The sequence below is a fragment of the Ruegeria sp. BHSC223 genome (assembly GCF_059613025.1).
The window spans coordinates 179,080-195,385 of record NZ_JBXWRR010000001.1 but is presented as its reverse complement, the minus strand read 5'-3'; the positions used below and the strand labels follow the sequence as shown (position 1 = coordinate 195,385).

Below are 16,306 nucleotides of genomic sequence, written 5' to 3'. Positions count from 1 at the left end.
ATTCCTGTCGCTTTGACTGCAAGCTAGGCCTCGGGCGCGCCAAGGTCCAGCACCCGGCTCAGCCGCGTTCCTTCCAGCGGACCATCTGCCGCATGATCCCGTGCAGCATCTGCACATCCGCGCGGGTCAGCCGCATCCGGCTCCACAGGTTGCGCAGGTTCTGCTGCATGCCCTCGGCCTTTTCCGGCGGAAAGAAGAAGCCCGCCTCGTCCAGCCGCTGCTCGTAATGCTCGGCCAGCTTCTCGATCTCGAGCCCCGTGGCCCAGTCGCCCTTGGGACCGGGCGCGTCGGCCTCATGCACCACATCCCCGGTCTGACGCATCCACTCATAGGCCACAAGCAATACACATTGACCAAGGTTCAACGAGGCATAATCGGGGTTCACCGGCACGGTGATGATCGCATTGGCGCGCGAAATATCATCGTTTTCCAGCCCGGCCCGCTCCGGCCCGAACAGCACCGCCACCTTCTCGCCCGCCGCCAGTTTCTCGGCGGCCAGCTGCATGGCGCGTTCGGGGCTGTAGACCGGCTTGGTCATCTCGCGCGGGCGCGCGGTGGTGGCAAAGACATAGGTGCAATCCGCCAACGCACCCGGCAGATCGTCATGGAGCTGCGCCTCGTCCAAAAGCCGTCCCGCGCCCGAGGACATGGCCGCCGCCCGGCTGTTGGGCCAGCCATCGCGCGGGGCCACGATGCGCATCCGGTCCAGGCCGAAATTCCACATCGCCCGCGCGGCGGCGCCGATATTCTCTCCCATCTGCGGCCGCACAAGCACGATTGCGGGCTGCGCCTTGTCGCTGGGCATGTCTCACCTCCGAATGTTGTGCCCGCTCTAGCGCCCGGAGGCCTGATGGACAAGACCGCCCCTGCCCTTCATTCCGCACCAAATACTCCGGGGGACAGAACAAAATTCGACGAATTTTGTTCGCCCCGGGGGCGGAGCCCCCGGAAACCAGCCCTTGACCAGAAGCCCCTTCGCCATATTCCCATTCGCCGTCCGATCGGCTAAACGGCAGCAACTCCAGACCAGAGGTCCCGCCATGGAAACCCCCGAACAGCCGCAGCTTTACCTGATCACCCCGCCCAGCATCGACCTCGACCTCTTTCCCAACCAGTTGGCGCGGGTGCTCGACGGGGCCGAGATCGCCTGCATCCGACTGGCCCTGGCCAGCCGGGACGAGGATCTGCTGTCGCGCGCAGCGGATGCCTGCCGCGAGGTTGCCCATGCGCGTGATATCGCGCTGGTGATTGCCGATCACGTGCTGCTGGCCCAGCGGCTGGGGCTGGATGGGGTGCATCTGTCCGATGCCGCCCGCTCGGTCCGCAGCGCCCGCAAGGAACTGGGGGCCGATGCCATCGTCGGCAGTTTCTGCGGCACCTCGCGGCATGACGGGATGAACGCGGGCGAGGCCGGGGCCGATTATGTGGCCTTTGGCCCGGTGGGCGCGCATGGGCTCGATGACGGCAGTGTGGTCGACCCCGAACTCTTTGAATGGTGGTCAGCGGTGATCGAGGTTCCGGTGGTGGCCGAGGGCGGGCTGACGCCCGAGATGGTGCGCAGTCTGGCCGCGCAGACCGATTTCTTCGGTATCGGCGACGAGATCTGGGGCGCTGAGGATCCGCTCGCCGCGCTCAAGACACTGACGGCGGCGATGGGCTGACATGCGGGCTTAGGCCAGCAGCGTCCGTTCCACCACCCAATAGGCGCCGATCATCGCGATCAGCATCGAGGCCGGGATCGCGATGCGGCCCCGGTACCAGCGCCGGTTGCGAAACCACAGGCCGACGCTCAGGAACGCGGCGGCGATCACCGCCAGCTGGCCCAGCTCGACCCCGATGTTGAAGCCCAAGAGTGCCGGCAGGAACTGACCGGCGGGCAGGCCGAATTCCTCCAGCACGCCGGCAAAACCCAGCCCGTGCAGCAGACCGAAGCCAAAGACCATCACCGGACGCCAGGCATGCAGGCGGCGCACCAGGATGTTTTCCAGCGCGACAAATGTGATCGAGGCGGCGATCAGCGGCTCGACAATCGCCGGATCGACCCGGACCGTCCCCGTCGCCCCCAGCGCCAGCGTCAGCGTATGGGCCAGCGTAAAGGCGCTGATCTGCCACAGCAGCGGCCGTAGTCGCGGCGACAGGAAAAACAGGCCCAAGACGAACAGGATATGATCCAGCCCCTTGGGCAGGATATGGGTGAAGCCCACCGGAATGTAGGCCTGAAAGGTCTCGAGCGGCCCCAGCGCCGCGCCGCCTGCCAGCGGGATGGGCGGGCTGCTTTCACCGCCCTGAAGGTAGCCGGTATAGGGATCGTCGACCCCTTGTTGGCGCAACACCAGCGCGCCCGCTCCACTGGGCCAGGTCAGTGTCAGGCTGGCCGCGCCAGCGGGCAGATATGCGGTGAGCAGCAGGTGCGAGACACGTGGCAGGTCGGGATTGCCGACGACCGGAATGCGCGCACCTTCATAGGACAGTTCCAACGGCACGCCACCGGCGTTGAGACTCAGCTGTTCCTTCCAGGCGACGGCGAAATCCCGCACCTTCGGCTCCAACTCGGCCGCGCCCATGGCACGCAGCTGGTCATAACTGTCCGACCCATCAGAATCGTCGGTATCGCCCAGCCCATCCAGGTCGATCCCGGCCACAAAGGCTTCGACGTTCAGACGCAGATCAAGGATGACGGTTTCGTTTTCGACCCGCAGATCGGCAACCGTGGGCGTGACCTCATGGGCGCTGGCCACCCCTGTCAGCGGGCTTGACAGCAGCGCCACAAACGCCAGCTTGAACAGCACCGCCAAAAAGGCTCCGCCCATGTTCCGCATCCTTGTCCCGCTCCTTTGCCTCATGTTTTCTGCCTCGCCAGGGCTTGCTCATGAGTTTTGGATCGAACCCCATGAATTTCAAGTGGAAACCGGTGCCGAACTGGTGGCCGATCTGCGCGTGGGAGAGCGGTTCGAGGGTGCCGCGCAAGTGTTTTTTCCCGACCGCGCACCGCGATCCGAGATCCGTGTCGCAGGCGAAATCAGACCCTATTCAGGGCGAATGGGCGATGTTCCGGCGATCCGGCTGGTGGCCGACACGCCCGGACTGTGGGTGCTGGTGCATGAAACCAGCCCCAGCAGCGTGAAATACAAGGAATGGCAGAAATTCGCGGATTTCGCCGCCCACAAGGACATTCCCGATATCGAGGCCTGGCACGCCGCGCGCGGGCTTCCCCGGCAGGATTTCTTCGAGACCTATACCCGCCACGTCAAGGCACTGATCGGGGTCGGCGCGGCAGAGGGCCAAGATGACGAAACCGGGATGGAGACCGAATTCGTCGCGCTCACCAACCCTTACACCGACGATCTGTCGGGCGGCATGCGGGTGCTGCTGCTGTATCAGGGTCAGCCGCGACCGGATGCGCAGGTCGAGATATTCGCGCGCGCGCCCGATGGCGCTGTCACCGTGCATCTCGCCCGCACCGATGCGACGGGGCACGCCACCTTGCCCGTCTTGCCGGGATATGATTATCTGCTCGATGCGGTGGTCCTGCGCCCTGCGCCCGAGGGGGAACGCGCTGTCTGGCAATCGCTCTGGGCCGGGCTCAGCTTTGCGGTGCCCGTGCGCTGAAACTGTCTCCAAGCTTGCACCACTCTGGTCGCTTTGCATGCTCGGCATCAGAAGATTGGACTGATCCGTTTTTGACAACACGAACCAGGAGCAAACACCTTGTCCGGCAAATTCATCATCTACCACATTCCAGTCTGCCCCTTTTCACAACGGATCGAGATACTTCTGGCGCTGCGCGGTCTGACCGATGCGGTCGAGTTCCGCGTTGTCGACATCACCCGGCCACGCGATCCGGAGTTGTTGGCCAAGACCCGTGGAACCACGGCCCTGCCCGTGCTGGAAACGCCGGACGGCAGGATCATCAAGGAAAGCCTCGTCATTCTGCGCTATCTCGACGAGGTTCTGCCCGGCGGCGCGGTGCGGCGCAGCGACCCGGCGGAACATGCGATCGAATCCATGCTGATCGCCAAAGAGGGCGCGTTTGTCACCGCGGGTTATCTCTACGTGATGAACCAGGACCGATCACAGCGCGCGGCGCATCTGGACAGGCTGCTGGGCCTCTATCGCGGCCTCGACGATTTTCTTGTCGAACACAATCCCACTGGTACATGGTTGTTCGACGCGTTCGGACTGGCCGAGGCGGTTTACACGCCGATCTTCAAAAGGTTCTGGTTCCTGGATTATTATGAGGATTTCGCGCTGCCCGACGATCCGGCCTATGACCGGGTTCGTGCCTGGCGCACGGCCTGCATGGCACACCCCGCCACCGGTCAGGTGAGCGAGGAAGAGATCGTAAAGCTTTACTACGATTACGCGCTTGGCGCCGGGAACGGCGCGCTGGTCGATGGGCGCACGGTGTCAAGTTTCGCCTTCGAACCGGACTGGCGGTCACGGCCGTGGCCTCCGCGCGAAAAATATGATGGCACTGCCTCGGACGCGGCACTTGGCCTCGTATCCGCCTGAGCGGGATATGCATGCCCGCTTGCACCCGCCCGCGCCCTGCGGCATGAGGGCAGGATGACCCAAACCTCGGATATCCTCTGTATCGGCTCGGTCCTGTGGGACGTGATCGGACGCTCGGCCAGCCATATGCGGCAGGGTTCGGACGTGCCGGGCCGGATCACCCGCCTGCCCGGCGGCGTCGCCATGAACATCGCCATGACGCTGGCGCGCTTTGGCATGCGCCCCACCCTGCTCACCGCCATCGGCCGCGATGCCGAAGGCGACGAGTTGATCCGCGCCTGCGCCCAGATGGGCATGAACACCGATCATGTCTATCGCTCGGAGGACCTGCCGACCGACCGCTATATGGCGGTCGAGGGCGCCAACGGGCTGATCGCCGCCATCGCCGATGCCCATTCGCTCGAGGCGGCGGGTGCCAAGATCCTGCGCCCGGTGCTGGACGGGCCGCTGGGCAGTGCCGCCGCACCCCATGCCGGGCCGGTGGCGCTGGATGGCAACCTGACTCTGGCGCTGCTCGAAGAGATCGCGCACAGCCCCGCCTTTGCCCGCGCCGACCTGCGGGTGGCCCCGGCCTCGCCCGGCAAGGCCGAGCGGCTCTTGCCCTTCGTGCGTCAGGGCCGCGCCACGCTTTATGTCAATCTCGAGGAGGCGGGCCTGCTCTGCCAGACCGAGTTCACCGACTCCGCCAGCGCCGCCCAAACCCTGCTGGAGCGCGGCGCCCAGCGGGTGCTGGTCACCGATGGCGGACGCTCGGCCAGCGAGGGTGACGCCAATCGCCTGATCACCCAGACCCCGCCCGCTGTTCTGGTCACCCGCGTGACCGGCGCGGGCGACACATTCATGGCGGCCCATATCGCCGCCGAGGCGCAGGGCGCCGACCGCGACCAAGCCCTGTCGCGCGCGCTGCACGCCGCCGCAACCTATGTATCCGGAGAGACCCCCCTGTGATCGACCTGCACCTGTCCGCCGAGGTTCACGCCGCCCGTGTCGCGGGCACCCCCATCGTGGCGCTGGAAAGCACCATCATCACCCATGGCATGCCTTACCCGCAGAATGTCGAGACCGCCCGCGCAGTCGAACAGGACATCCGCGACGCCGGCGCCGTGCCCGCCACCATCGCGGTGATCGAGGGGCGGCTGCATGTGGGACTGGAACCCGATCAGCTTGATGCGCTGGGACAGGCGCAGGGGGTGGCGAAACTCTCGCGCGCCGACATGGCCGCCTGTATCGCCACCGGCGGCACCGGCGCCACAACCGTGGCCGCCACCATGATCGCCGCCCGCTTTGCCGGGATCGAGGTATTTGCCACCGGCGGCATCGGCGGGGTGCACAAGGGGGCCGAACAGAGCTTTGACATCTCGGCAGACCTGCACGAACTGGCCCAGACCCCGGTCACCGTGGTCGCTGCCGGGGCCAAGGCCATTCTCGACCTGCCCAAGACCCTTGAGGTGCTGGAAACCCTGGGCGTGCCGGTCATCGCCTATGGGCAGGACAGCTTTCCCGCCTTCTGGTCGGCCACCTCTGACCTGCCCGCGCCGCTCAGGATGGATGACAGCGCCAGCATCGCCCGCGCCCATGCCGCCCGACGCGCGCTGGGCCTGCCGGGCGGCCAGCTGGTCGCCAACCCGATCCCGACCGCCGACCAGATCGCCGCCGAGGATCTGGCCCCCGTCATCGCCCAGGCGCAGGCCCAGGCCGATGCGCAGGGGATTGCGGGCAAGGCGGTGACGCCCTTCCTGCTACAGGCGATTTTCGAGGCGACCGGGGGCCGCTCGCTGACGGCCAATATCGCGCTGGTGCGCAATAATGCGCGGCTGGCTGCGAAAATCGCCCGGGATCTGATCGCGCTGGGGGGCTGACGGGCGTTTCCCAAGCCCCCCATTGCGGGCGCGCGGCGGAATGACTACGTTCGCCCAGAAACGCGCGGACGGACCCGATGAACACACCCTTTGACGAAGAACCCCACCATGTGAAACCCCGCCGGTTCGCCGGGCTGCGCGCCTCGTTCCTGACCGGCATCGTGGTGATCGCGCCGGTCAGCCTGACCATCTGGCTGTTCTGGTCCGTGGTCGGCTGGGTCGACAGCTTCGTTCTGCCGCTGGTGCCGCATCAATTCCGCCCCGAACAGTATATCGGCATCAACCTGCGCGGTGTCGGGGTCATCTTCCTGCTGGTCTTCACCATCCTTGTGGGCTGGATCGCCAAGGGCATCATCGGCCGCTCGCTGATCCAGTATGCCGAAGGGCTGGTCGACCGGATGCCGGTGGTGCGCTCGGTCTATTCCGGGATCAAGCAGATCTCGGAAACGGTGTTTGCCCAGACCGAACGCAGCTTCGAACAGGCCTGCCTGATCCAGTATCCGCGCCGGGGCATCTGGGCCATCGGCTTTGTCTCGACCACCGCCAAGGGCGAGATCGCCGACAAGGCCGAGACCGGCGGCCGGTTGATGAGCGTGTTTGTCCCCACCACGCCCAACCCGACCTCGGGCTTTCTGCTCTATTTCCCCGAAGAGGACGTGATCATCCTCGACATGTCGGTCGAGGACGCGGCCAAGCTGGTGATCTCGGCGGGCCTTGTCTATCCCAACGACAAGCAGAAGAGCGACGAGTGAGCGTCATTCGCGCCGCCCGGTCCGAAGACGCCGCCCCGCTGGCCGCGCTCTCGATCGAGGTCTGGCTCGCCACCTATGTCAAACACGGTGTGCGGGCGGATTATGCCGACTATGTCCTGACCAGCTTTACCCCTGCCGCCATGGAGGCGCTGATCGCAGCCCCTGCCAGCACGGTGCTGGTGGCCGATTGCGCCGAGGGGATCGGCGGTTATCTGCATCTCAGGAATGACAGCCCGGCCCCGGCGGGCCATGCCCGGGTCGAGATCGACAAGCTTTATGTGCAGCCGCGCCATCAGGCCGCCGGGCTGGGCCGCGCGCTGTTGCGGGCCGGGCTGGCGGGGTTGGCTCCCGGCACGCTTGCCTGGCTCATGGCCAGTTCCGAGAATGACCGTGCGTTGCGGTTCTACCGCGCGCGTGGATTTGCCCATGTGGGCGACACCCATTTCCGGCTGAACGAGAACGCCTATCTGAACCATGTGTTCCAGATCGAGGCCGGGGCCTAGCCGAACATGGCCTCCATATCGACAGTGGAGCGCTGACCCAGATCGTCCTTGTGGGCCTTCAGGAAACCGTCCGCCGCCGCCCGGCCCGCCTGTTTCAGCCGATCCAGGATCTGGGGCAGCGGAACCACCTTGGTTGCCACCGACAGGCTGTTCATCAGCGCGTCATCGGCGATCATATGAACCAGGACCCGGCTCATCCGCCCCCGCTCCAGTGTGCCATCCTCCAACAGCCGCTGCACGAAGCGGATCGCCCGCAACTCGCGCAACAGGGACGAGTTGAAGCTGATCTCGTTGATCCGGTTCTGGATCTGCTGCGGCGTGACCGGCAGCGCATCACGCTCCAGCGGGTTGATGTTGACGATCACCACATCGTCGGGCAGGTCGCGGTTGAACAGCGGGAACAGCGCCGGATTGCCGGTATAGCCACCATCCCAATAGGCTTCGCGCCGCCCGGTCTCGGGGTCGTCGATCTCGATCGCCTGGAACAGGGTCGGCAGACAGGCCGAGGCGAGGATGGCGTCGGTGCTGATCTCCTCCTCGGCAAAGACCCGGATCTTGCCGGTGCGCACCCTTGTGGCGCAGATATAGAGCTTTGGCCCCTCATGGGCGCAGACATTGGCGAAATCCAGCGCCTCGACCACAGGGCGCAGGGGATTGCCGTAGAATGGCCCATAGGCATAGGGCGAGACGAGACGCGACCATGTTTCGGCCAGGGCAAAGGGGGCGGAATATTCAAGCATCCGGGCCAGCTGCGCCGGATCCCCGGCCCCCAGCCAGCCACTGATCCGGTCGTCATTGACCGCGCCCATGCGCCGCCAGACCCGGTCCAGCGCGGCGCGAGCGCCCGCGCGCCCTCCGGCCACCATGCCGGCCTTGAAGGCGGCCCCGTTCAGCGCCCCGGCCGAAGTGCCGGTGATCGCCGCCACCTCGACATCCGTCTCGTCCAGCAAGCGGTCGAGCACGCCCCAGGTGAAAGCGCCATGCGCGCCACCGCCCTGCAAGGCAAGATTGATCCGACGCACCGCCATCCCCCCTTCATTTCGCTAAAAATACTCCGGGGGGAGGCGACAAAATTCTGCGAATTTTGTGCCGGGGGGCAGAGCCCCCCCTCCGCCCTCGGCTCAAAGTGCGGTCCAGCCGCCATCGACACTGATCGTGGTGCCGGTGATCTGGGCCGCCGCATCGGAACACAGGAACACGGCGGTGCCGCCCAATTGTTCAACAGTAGCAAATTCCTTGGAGGGCTGACGTTCCAGCATGACCTTCTTGATCACGTCCTCGCGGCTCATCCCGTATTTCTCCATCGTGTCGGGGATCTGCGCCTCGACCAGCGGGGTCAGCACATAGCCGGGGCAGATGGCGTTGCAGGTGATCGGTTCCTGCGCGGTTTCCAGCGCCACGGTCTTGGTCATGCCGACCACCCCATGCTTGGCGGCCACATAGGCCGCCTTGAAAGGCGAGGCGGTCAGACCATGAGCCGAGGCGATGTTGACGATCCGGCCCCAGCCCGCCGCCCGCATCATCGGCAGCGCGGCGGCCATGGTGTGAAAGGCCGAGTTCATGTTGATGGCGATGATCGCATCCCACTTCTCCTGCGGGAATTCGTCGATCGGCGCCACATGCTGGATACCGGCATTGTTGACCAGGATATCGCAACGCCCGGCCTGCGCGATCAGCGCCCGGCACTCCGCTCCCCTGGACATGTCAGCCTTGACATAGCGGGCGCTCACCCCGAACTCGTCGGCCAGCGCTGTGGCCAGTGCATGATCCTCGTCGCGGTCGGTGAAGGAATTCAGAACCACATCGGCGCCCGCCCGGGCCAATTCGCGCGCGATGCCCAGTCCGATGCCCGAATTCGATCCGGTAACGATGGCGGTCTTGCCGTTTAGCGACATGTCTTTCCCTCTCTGCAACAGGTTCTGTCGCGCAACACCCTGCCATGCTGCACCTGCAAAGAAAACGGGTATTTCCGGGGGTCATTGGCAGAAAGGGGGCGCAGCCCCCCTGCACAAAATTCGCAGAATTTTGTCGCCTCCCCCGGAGTATTTCGGGCGGAATGAAGCGCGCATGGCTGTGCGGGTTTCTGCTGCTGCGCTATCCGCGCTGCCAAAAAAAAACGCCCGCACAAGGCGGGCGTTAAGTTATTGAGGCAGGTTTCATACAGGCAAGAAACCTATCGAGCAGTGACCCCTTTATAAGCAATTCCGCGCCCGCATCCAAGCTAAAAGTTTGAAAAGACGTGAAACCATCGTTAGAGTGAGGGTCAAGAAAATAAGGCCCGAGCAGGATTGTTGCGCAAGTGCGACTAGATTATTTCCGACAGTTCCGCCTGCTGACGGCGGGAATCGCCTTTGTATTGGGCACCAGTTTAGCCCATGCAGAATCACGTCACGCCATAGCTATGTATGGTGAGCCCGCCCTGCCACCGGATTTTGTGTCCCTGCCCTATGCCAACCCCGACGCGCCCAAGGGCGGTCGGATCGTGTTCGGCAATACCGGCGGCTTCGACAGCCTCAATCCATTTGCCCAAAAAGGCACCTATCCATGGCAGATGCCGTTCTGGTCCTACGAGAGCCTGATGGGCCGATCCTGGGATGAGCCGTTCACGCTTTACGGTCTTTTGGCCGAATCGGTCGAGACGCCGCCGGACCGCTCCTGGGTCGAATTCACCCTGCGCAAGGAGGCCCGATTCTCGGATGGCAGCCCGGTCACGGTCGAGGATGTGATCTGGTCCTACCGGACTTTGGGCACCGAGGGGCATCTGCGCTATCGCGGTTTCTGGTCGCGCATCGCCAGTATCGAGGCGACGGGGCCACGCAGCGTGCGCATCACTTTCGCCGATGACGACCGCGAACTGGCCATGCTGGCGGGCCTGCGCCCGATCCTGCAAAAGGCGCAATGGGAGGGGCGCAGCCTGGCCGAAGGCAGCATACACGACATCCCCATCGGCACCGGTCCCTATGTGGTCTCGGCCTATGAGCCGGGGCGCTACGTGAGCTTTGCCCGAAATCCCGACTATTGGGGCGCCCATCTGGGCTTTCGCCGCGGCACCATGAACTTCGACGAGATGCGGATCGACTTTTTCGGCGATGGTGCGGTGCTGATGGAGGCGTTCAAAGCCGGCGAGTTGAGCGCCATTCGCGAGTTCAATGCCCAGAAATGGGACAGCGCCTATGACTTCCCGGCCGCCCAGCGGGGCGATGTGATCAAGACCGAGATCGCCCATGGAAAGCCTTCGGGGATGACTGGTTTCGTGATCAACACCCTGCGCGCACCCTTCGATGACTGGCGCCTGCGCGAGGCGCTGCTGTTGGCCTTCAATTTCGAGTTCATCAACGACACGGTGACCGGCGGGGTGATGCCGCGCATCACCTCGTATTTCTCGGGCACCGATCTGGCCTATCGGCCTGGCCCCGCCAGCGGGCGCGAGGCCGAGTTGCTGGCCCCCTTTGCCGCCGACCTGCCGCCCGGAACGCTCGAAGGCTATGCCCTGCCCCGGGGCGATGGCACCGCGCGCAACCGCGCCAATCTGCGCCGCGCCGCGCAAATGCTGGAACAGGCCGGGTTCCGTATCGAGCAGGGCCAGCTGCTGGATTCCGAAGGCACCCCGCTGGTGCTGCGGTTTCTGCTGCGCCAGGGCGACAGCGACATGCAGACGGTGCTCGAGATCTATACCCGCGCGCTGGAACGGCTGGGCATCGCGGCGCGGATCGAAAAGGTGGACAACGCCCAATATACCGCCCGCGTGGCCGATCTGGATTTCGACCTGACCCCGTTCCGCCGCGACCTGTCGCTATCGCCCGGTAACGAACAATGGCTCTATTGGGGCTCGCACAGCGCGGGCCAGCCGGGCAGCCGCAACCTGATGGGCGCGGCTTCGCCCGCCATCGACGCCATGATCGACGCCATGCTGGCGGCCACCACACAGGAGGAAATGACCGAGGCAACCCGCGCGCTGGATCGGGTATTGACCGCCGGACGCTATGTGATCCCGATATGGCGCTTCGATGTGGGACGCATCGCCCATATCAGGCAGCTGCGCTTTCCGCCCAATCCACCGATCTATGGCGACGGGCCTCAATACATGCCGGATGTCTGGTGGTACCAGGACTGACCTTCGCAACACGCTAAAGCTGTGACGCCAGCAAATATTCGCCCAAATGTCGTGCGGCGTTTTGCCCGGTGCTTGCAAAGCTGTTACATTTCTAGGCTGAGGCAGGGGAGGAGCGTTTCCGTCAACCACCCACGAAGGAATGCTCAGCGATGTTGACCTGGACCGACCTGACACAGGATTGGGCAAGCTCCTTTGCACGTGCAAAGCGGCGGTTTCCCAATCTGGATGATGGTGACATGCCTTTCCTGAAGCTCGACCGCGGCCGATTCGAAGCCTATCTGGCCGCCCGCCACAACCTGACCCTGTCAGAAGCGCGCGAGGAGCTGGAGGATTTTCTCTATGTCGAAACGCTCAGCCGCGAACTTGATGACTAGGCATTGCCTCAGGTCAGCGATGTGACCCAAAGGATGGTGGCGTCCTCGTCGCTGACCGACACCACGTTATGGCCCATCGAGGCATCGTAATAGGCGCTGTCGCCCCGGCGCATCTCGATCGGCTCATAGAATTCGGTGTAAAGCCGGATCACCCCGGTCAGCACATACAGGAATTCTTCGCCGTCATGGCGGACCCAGCCGTCGAACTCCTCCATCGTGCGGGCGCGGACGCGGGCGCGATAGGGCAGCATCTGTTTCTTGGTCAGGCTGTCGGCAAGCAGTTCGTGTTCATAGGTGGCGGTGGCGTGGCCCGAGCCGGAGCCGGATTTTGTCACCGTCATGCGCCCGTTCACCTGCCCTTTTTGCGGTGGGGTGAACAGCTGGGGCACCGAGATTTGCAGCCCCACCGCCAGCTTCTTCAGCGCCTCATAGGTGGGCGACATCTGGCCGTTCTCGATCTTGCTCAGCGTCGAGCGGGCAAGACCGGCCTGACTGGCCGCCTGTTCCAGCGTCCAGTCGCGCGCCTTGCGCAACTCGCGCACGCGCGCGCCCAGATCCAGCGGTTCGGCTTCGGCCTCGGCGCCGTTTTCGCGGGCGATACGGATCAGGGATGACGGGTCGCGCTTGGTCATGACCGGTCTATAGGCGCAGCCGCGCCCGCTTGCAACGGGCGCGGTGTCGGGCTAGCCAAGGGCCATGCTGTCGATCTTTGACCAAGGGCCGCCGCCGCCCTGCCCCGCCCCGTTCAACCTGGCCGCCCATGTAATGCGCCACGCCCGCCGCCAGCCCGACAAGGTAGCGCTGTCGGTGCTGCGTCCCGATGGCGCCGAGGAGTGGCGCTATGCCCGCCTGGAACAGGCCATTCTGGGCACCGCGACGGGGCTGTTGCAGGCGGGTCTTGCGCCCGGCGACATCGTGCTGATGCGGCTGGGAAACACGGTCGAGTTTCCGATCGCCTATCTGGGCGCCATCGCGGCGGGGATCGTGCCGGTGCCGACCTCGTCGCAACTGACCGAGCCCGAGACCGCGCGCATGATCGCCGACCTGGCGCCCGCCGCCATCCTGCGCGCGCCCGATGTGGCCTGTGCCCCGCATCGCAAACAGATCGGCATCGAGGCGCTGAACGCCATGCATGCCCTGCCGCCCGCCAACTATGCGCTGGGCGACCCCGAGCGGCTGGCCTATGCGGTCTATACCTCGGGCACCTCGGGCAAGCCGCGCGCCGTGGCCCATGCCCATCGCGCCATCTGGGCACGGCAGATGATGGTCGAGGGCTGGTACGGTCTGACGCCCGAAGACCGGCTGTGCCATGCGGGTGCCTTCAACTGGACCTATACGCTTGGCACCGGGCTGATGGACCCCTGGGCCATCGGCGCCACCGCGCTGATCCCCGAACCCGGCACCGATATCGCCGCCCTGCCCTCCCTGCTGGCCGCCCATGGCGCCACACTCTTTGCCGCAGCGCCCGGTGTGTTTCGCAAGATGCTGCAAGGGGCGGGCGCGCTCGACCTGCCCGCTTTGCGCCATGGCCTGTGCGCGGGCGAAAAACTGCCGCGCGCCTTGCACGAAAGCTGGACCCGCGCCACCGGGACCGAGTTGTACGAGGCCTTCGGCATGTCCGAATGCTCGACCTTCATCTCTTCCAGCCCCGCCCATCCGGCGCGTGGTGACGCTCTGGGACAGCCGCAGGTGGGCCGCCGCGTCGCCATCCTCGGCCCCGACGGGCCGGTGCCGCAGGGCCAGCCCGGCACAATCGCGGTGCATCGGGGCGACCCCGGCCTGATGCTGGGTTATCTGAACGCGCCCGACGAAGCTGCCGCCCGGATGCAGGGCGACTGGTTCCTGACCGGCGATCAGGGTGCCATGGCCATCGACGGGCAGATCACCTATCTGGGCCGCGACGATGACATGATGAATGCAGGCGGCTATCGCGTCTCGCCGGTCGAGGTCGAGGCCGCGCTGATCCGCTTTCCCGGCATCGAACAGGTCGGCGCCGCCGCCGTCGAGGTGAAACCCGACACCTATATCATCGCCGCCTTCTATACCGGCCCCGCCGAACTGGACGCGGGCGCGCTGAGCACCTATGTCGAGGCCAATCTGGCCCGCTACAAGCAGCCGCGCGCCTTTGTGCATCTTCCGGCGCTGCCCACGGGTGGCAATGGCAAACTCCTGCGCCGGGCACTCCCGGCCTATTTCAAGGCCCCGCAACCATGACCCAGACCGTCAAGCTCGACATCCTGTCCGATCCGATCTGCCCCTGGTGCTATATCGGCAAGACCCAGCTGGACAAGGCGCTGGCGGCGATCCCGGACCATCCATTCGTGATCGAATGGCACCCCTTCCAGCTCAACCCCGACATGGCCCCCGAGGGCATGGACCGGCGCGAGTATCTGGAGCGCAAGTTCGGCGGCAAGGAGGGCGCGGTGCGCGCCTATGCGCCGGTGGTGGAACATGCCGAAAAGGCCGGGCTGGCCATCGACTTCGAGGCGATGCAGCGCACCCCGAACACGCTGGACGCCCATCGCCTGATCCACTGGGCCGGGGTCGAGGGCAAGCAGACAGAGGCCGTCGATGCCCTCTTTGCCGCCTATTTCACCGAGGGCCGCGATATCGGTGACGCCGAGGTGCTGGCCGATATCGCCGACAGTATCGGCATGGATGCCGCCGTGGTCCTGAAACTGCTGAAATCTGATGCCGACCGCGACGATATCGCCAAGCGCGACAGCCATTCGCGCGAGATGGGGGTCAGCTCGGTCCCGACCTTCATCGTCGCCAACCAGCACGCAGTTCCGGGCGCGCAACCGCCGGAGCTGTGGGAACAGGTGATCCGCGAAATCATGTCTCAGATCGAGACCACCTCCGCATGAACGCACAGATATCTGTGCGGTTCTGAACTGGTCCCCTCTGCCCGCCCATGTTAGCGCCAAAGCAGAGGAGACCCCCAGATGGCAGACCGGATGTCCAAGGCCGAGTTCATCGCGCTGATCGCGATGATGTTCGCAACCATCGCCTTTTCCATCGACTCGATGCTGCCCGCCCTGCCCGAGATCGGGCAGGAACTGAGCCCCGATGCGGTGAACCGGGCGCAGCTGATCCTGACCTCGTTCGTGTTGGGCATGGGCATAGGCACGTTCTTTACCGGTCCGCTGTCGGATGCCTTTGGCCGCAAACCGGTGATCTATGGCGGTGCGGCGCTTTATATCCTGGCCAGCGCGGTGGCCTTGTTCAGCTCGTCGCTCGAGCTGGTGCTGGCCGCCCGTGTCGCCCAGGGTCTGGGCGCTGCCGGGCCGCGCGTGGTGGCCATGGCCGTGGTGCGCGACCTTTATGCCGGGCGCCAGATGGCACGGATCGTGTCGATTGCGATGCTGATCTTTACCCTGGTGCCGGCGGTGGCACCACTGTTGGGCGCGGGCGTGATCGCGCTGGTCGGCTGGCGCGGCATATTCCTCTCGTTCATCCTGTTCTCTACCATTGTTGTGCTGTGGATGGGGCTGCGCCTGCCGGAATCGCTGCCGGTCGAGAACCGCCGCCCGTTTCGCGGCCCGCTATTGGCCGATGCGGTGCGCCAGATGTTCGCCCATCCCACCGTGCGCCTGTCGATCATGGTGCAGACACTGTGCATGGGCACACTGTTTACCATGCTGACCATGGTGCAGCCGGTTTATGACGTGATCCACGACCGCGCCGACAGCTTTCCCTTCTGGTTCGCGCTGGTGGCGCTGATGTCGGGCTCGGCCAGCCTTCTCAACGCGGCGCTGGTGGTGCGGCTGGGCATGCGCCGGATGGTGACCTGGTCACTGGGCGCGCAGATCGTATTCACCGCTTGCATGATCGCCAGCGGCTGGGTCGAGATGTCTCCCGACGCGCGGTTCGGCCTGTTCGTGGCCTGGCAGACGGCGGTTTTCTTCATGGCCGGCACCACGCTGGGCAACCTCAACGCCATCGCGATGGAGCCGATGGGCCATATCGCGGGTATGGCGGCCTCGGTCATCGGGGCGGTGTCAACGGTGCTGGCCGCCGCCATCGCCGCCCCTGTCGGCCTGCTGTTTGATGGCTCGATGGCGCCGCTGACCACCGGCATCCTGTTCATGTGCGCGCTGGGCTTTGCCCTGATGCTGCATATGGGCCGGATCGAGGAGCGGGTGATCGCCTGACCTTTTCCTGTCGTGTCACCTGCTCTAGTCTCGGGCTG

17 protein-coding genes are annotated in these 16,306 nt (G+C 65.1%); 12 read left to right on the top strand and 5 right to left on the bottom strand.

The genetic code is table 11. The annotated features are described in order from the left end of the window. Positions 1 to 58 precede the first annotated feature (58 nt). A complete protein-coding gene (locus AC2FNY_RS00970) occupies positions 59 to 805 on the bottom strand; it encodes an RNA methyltransferase (protein WP_496801357.1) in 747 nt (248 codons plus the stop codon). Between the two features lie 235 nt (positions 806 to 1,040). Here AC2FNY_RS00970 and AC2FNY_RS00965 point away from each other — a divergent pair, with 235 nt between their 5' ends. Then, positions 1,041 to 1,661: a thiamine phosphate synthase gene (locus tag AC2FNY_RS00965; RefSeq protein WP_496801356.1), complete on the top strand. Its 621-nt coding sequence runs from the start codon at positions 1,041 to 1,043 to the stop codon at positions 1,659 to 1,661. Positions 1,662 to 1,670: 9 nt separating this feature from the next. Here the strand turns inward: AC2FNY_RS00965 and AC2FNY_RS00960 are convergent, their stop codons facing one another. Then, a complete protein-coding gene (locus tag AC2FNY_RS00960) occupies positions 1,671 to 2,810 on the bottom strand; it encodes a HupE/UreJ family protein (protein WP_234166492.1) in 1,140 nt (379 codons plus the stop codon). On the opposite strand from AC2FNY_RS00960, the gene AC2FNY_RS00955 reads away from it, so the two are divergent. The 6 genes from AC2FNY_RS00955 to AC2FNY_RS00930 all read left to right on the top strand — a co-directional run bounded on the left by AC2FNY_RS00955 (position 2,809) and on the right by AC2FNY_RS00930 (position 7,626). Further along, complete coding sequence (locus AC2FNY_RS00955; protein ID WP_496801355.1) at positions 2,809 to 3,609, top strand: DUF4198 domain-containing protein; 801 nt, start codon at positions 2,809 to 2,811, stop codon at positions 3,607 to 3,609. The two genes, AC2FNY_RS00960 and AC2FNY_RS00955, sit on opposite strands and share 2 nt — an antisense overlap. A gap of 99 nt (positions 3,610 to 3,708) precedes the next feature. Next, positions 3,709 to 4,512, top strand: coding sequence for a glutathione S-transferase family protein (locus tag AC2FNY_RS00950; protein ID WP_496801354.1), 804 nt, complete (start codon positions 3,709 to 3,711; stop codon positions 4,510 to 4,512). A gap of 54 nt (positions 4,513 to 4,566) precedes the next feature. Then, a complete protein-coding gene (locus tag AC2FNY_RS00945; protein WP_496801353.1) occupies positions 4,567 to 5,460 on the top strand; it encodes a PfkB family carbohydrate kinase in 894 nt (297 codons plus the stop codon). Next, positions 5,457 to 6,371 (top strand): pseudouridine-5'-phosphate glycosidase, encoded by a 915-nt coding sequence (locus tag AC2FNY_RS00940; RefSeq protein WP_496801352.1) that lies wholly within the window; start codon positions 5,457 to 5,459, stop codon positions 6,369 to 6,371. Before AC2FNY_RS00945 ends, AC2FNY_RS00940 begins: the two co-directional genes overlap by 4 nt. A gap of 77 nt (positions 6,372 to 6,448) precedes the next feature. Then, complete coding sequence (locus AC2FNY_RS00935; protein WP_234136852.1) at positions 6,449 to 7,123, top strand: DUF502 domain-containing protein; 675 nt, start codon at positions 6,449 to 6,451, stop codon at positions 7,121 to 7,123. Beyond that, positions 7,120 to 7,626 (top strand): GNAT family N-acetyltransferase, encoded by a 507-nt coding sequence (locus AC2FNY_RS00930; RefSeq protein ID WP_234175625.1) that lies wholly within the window; start codon positions 7,120 to 7,122, stop codon positions 7,624 to 7,626. The genes AC2FNY_RS00935 and AC2FNY_RS00930 overlap by 4 nt, the downstream gene beginning before the upstream one ends. Here the strand turns inward: AC2FNY_RS00930 and AC2FNY_RS00925 are convergent. Next, entirely contained in the window at positions 7,623 to 8,654 is a 1,032-nt protein-coding gene (locus tag AC2FNY_RS00925; RefSeq protein WP_496801351.1) for a patatin-like phospholipase family protein, read from the bottom strand. The two genes, AC2FNY_RS00930 and AC2FNY_RS00925, sit on opposite strands and share 4 nt — an antisense overlap. 93 nt (positions 8,655 to 8,747) lie before the next feature. Then, positions 8,748 to 9,521: a 3-hydroxybutyrate dehydrogenase gene (locus tag AC2FNY_RS00920; RefSeq protein WP_496801350.1), complete on the bottom strand. Its 774-nt coding sequence runs from the start codon at positions 9,519 to 9,521 to the stop codon at positions 8,748 to 8,750. Between the two features lie 404 nt (positions 9,522 to 9,925). Between AC2FNY_RS00920 and AC2FNY_RS00915 the strand changes: the two genes are divergently transcribed. Both AC2FNY_RS00915 and AC2FNY_RS00910 read left to right on the top strand, forming a co-directional pair. Beyond that, positions 9,926 to 11,740 carry an extracellular solute-binding protein gene (locus AC2FNY_RS00915; RefSeq protein WP_496801349.1) on the top strand — a complete coding sequence of 605 codons (1,815 nt, stop codon included), beginning with the start codon at positions 9,926 to 9,928 and terminating at the stop codon, positions 11,738 to 11,740. Between the two features lie 149 nt (positions 11,741 to 11,889). After that, entirely contained in the window at positions 11,890 to 12,114 is a 225-nt protein-coding gene (locus tag AC2FNY_RS00910; protein ID WP_234136857.1) for a hypothetical protein, read from the top strand. 8 nt (positions 12,115 to 12,122) lie between these two features. Here the strand turns inward: AC2FNY_RS00910 and AC2FNY_RS00905 are convergent, their stop codons facing one another. Then, a complete protein-coding gene (locus AC2FNY_RS00905) occupies positions 12,123 to 12,746 on the bottom strand; it encodes a helix-turn-helix domain-containing protein (protein ID WP_234136858.1) in 624 nt (207 codons plus the stop codon). Between the two features lie 64 nt (positions 12,747 to 12,810). Between AC2FNY_RS00905 and AC2FNY_RS00900 the strand changes: the two genes are divergently transcribed. The 3 genes from AC2FNY_RS00900 to AC2FNY_RS00890 all read left to right on the top strand — a co-directional run bounded on the left by AC2FNY_RS00900 (position 12,811) and on the right by AC2FNY_RS00890 (position 16,268). Continuing rightward, on the top strand, positions 12,811 to 14,328 hold the full coding sequence (locus AC2FNY_RS00900; RefSeq protein ID WP_496801348.1) for a class I adenylate-forming enzyme family protein: 1,518 nt from the start codon (positions 12,811 to 12,813) through the stop codon (positions 14,326 to 14,328). Then, positions 14,325 to 14,981, top strand: coding sequence for a DsbA family oxidoreductase (locus AC2FNY_RS00895; RefSeq protein ID WP_011047796.1), 657 nt, complete (start codon positions 14,325 to 14,327; stop codon positions 14,979 to 14,981). The genes AC2FNY_RS00900 and AC2FNY_RS00895 overlap by 4 nt, the downstream gene beginning before the upstream one ends. 78 nt (positions 14,982 to 15,059) lie before the next feature. Then, a complete protein-coding gene (locus AC2FNY_RS00890) occupies positions 15,060 to 16,268 on the top strand; it encodes a multidrug effflux MFS transporter (protein WP_496801347.1) in 1,209 nt (402 codons plus the stop codon). Positions 16,269 to 16,306 lie beyond the last annotated feature (38 nt).

What these genes read in the sequence shown, in the direction of transcription:
- AC2FNY_RS00905 (WP_234136858.1), bottom strand. Translation starts at nt 12,746, where the DNA reads ATGACCAAGCGCGACCCGTCATCCCTGATCCGTATCGCCCGCGAAAAC.
- AC2FNY_RS00900 (WP_496801348.1), top strand. Translation starts at nt 12,811, where the DNA reads ATGCTGTCGATCTTTGACCAAGGGCCGCCGCCGCCCTGCCCCGCCCCG.
- AC2FNY_RS00960 (WP_234166492.1), bottom strand. Translation starts at nt 2,810, where the DNA reads ATGGGCGGAGCCTTTTTGGCGGTGCTGTTCAAGCTGGCGTTTGTGGCG.
- AC2FNY_RS00965 (WP_496801356.1), top strand. Translation starts at nt 1,041, where the DNA reads ATGGAAACCCCCGAACAGCCGCAGCTTTACCTGATCACCCCGCCCAGC.
- AC2FNY_RS00890 (WP_496801347.1), top strand. Translation starts at nt 15,060, where the DNA reads ATGGCAGACCGGATGTCCAAGGCCGAGTTCATCGCGCTGATCGCGATG.
- AC2FNY_RS00935 (WP_234136852.1), top strand. Translation starts at nt 6,449, where the DNA reads ATGAACACACCCTTTGACGAAGAACCCCACCATGTGAAACCCCGCCGG.
- AC2FNY_RS00925 (WP_496801351.1), bottom strand. Translation starts at nt 8,654, where the DNA reads ATGGCGGTGCGTCGGATCAATCTTGCCTTGCAGGGCGGTGGCGCGCAT.
- AC2FNY_RS00955 (WP_496801355.1), top strand. Translation starts at nt 2,809, where the DNA reads ATGTTCCGCATCCTTGTCCCGCTCCTTTGCCTCATGTTTTCTGCCTCG.
- AC2FNY_RS00945 (WP_496801353.1), top strand. Translation starts at nt 4,567, where the DNA reads ATGACCCAAACCTCGGATATCCTCTGTATCGGCTCGGTCCTGTGGGAC.
- AC2FNY_RS00920 (WP_496801350.1), bottom strand. Translation starts at nt 9,521, where the DNA reads ATGTCGCTAAACGGCAAGACCGCCATCGTTACCGGATCGAATTCGGGC.
- AC2FNY_RS00910 (WP_234136857.1), top strand. Translation starts at nt 11,890, where the DNA reads ATGTTGACCTGGACCGACCTGACACAGGATTGGGCAAGCTCCTTTGCA.
- AC2FNY_RS00970 (WP_496801357.1), bottom strand. Translation starts at nt 805, where the DNA reads ATGCCCAGCGACAAGGCGCAGCCCGCAATCGTGCTTGTGCGGCCGCAG.
- AC2FNY_RS00895 (WP_011047796.1), top strand. Translation starts at nt 14,325, where the DNA reads ATGACCCAGACCGTCAAGCTCGACATCCTGTCCGATCCGATCTGCCCC.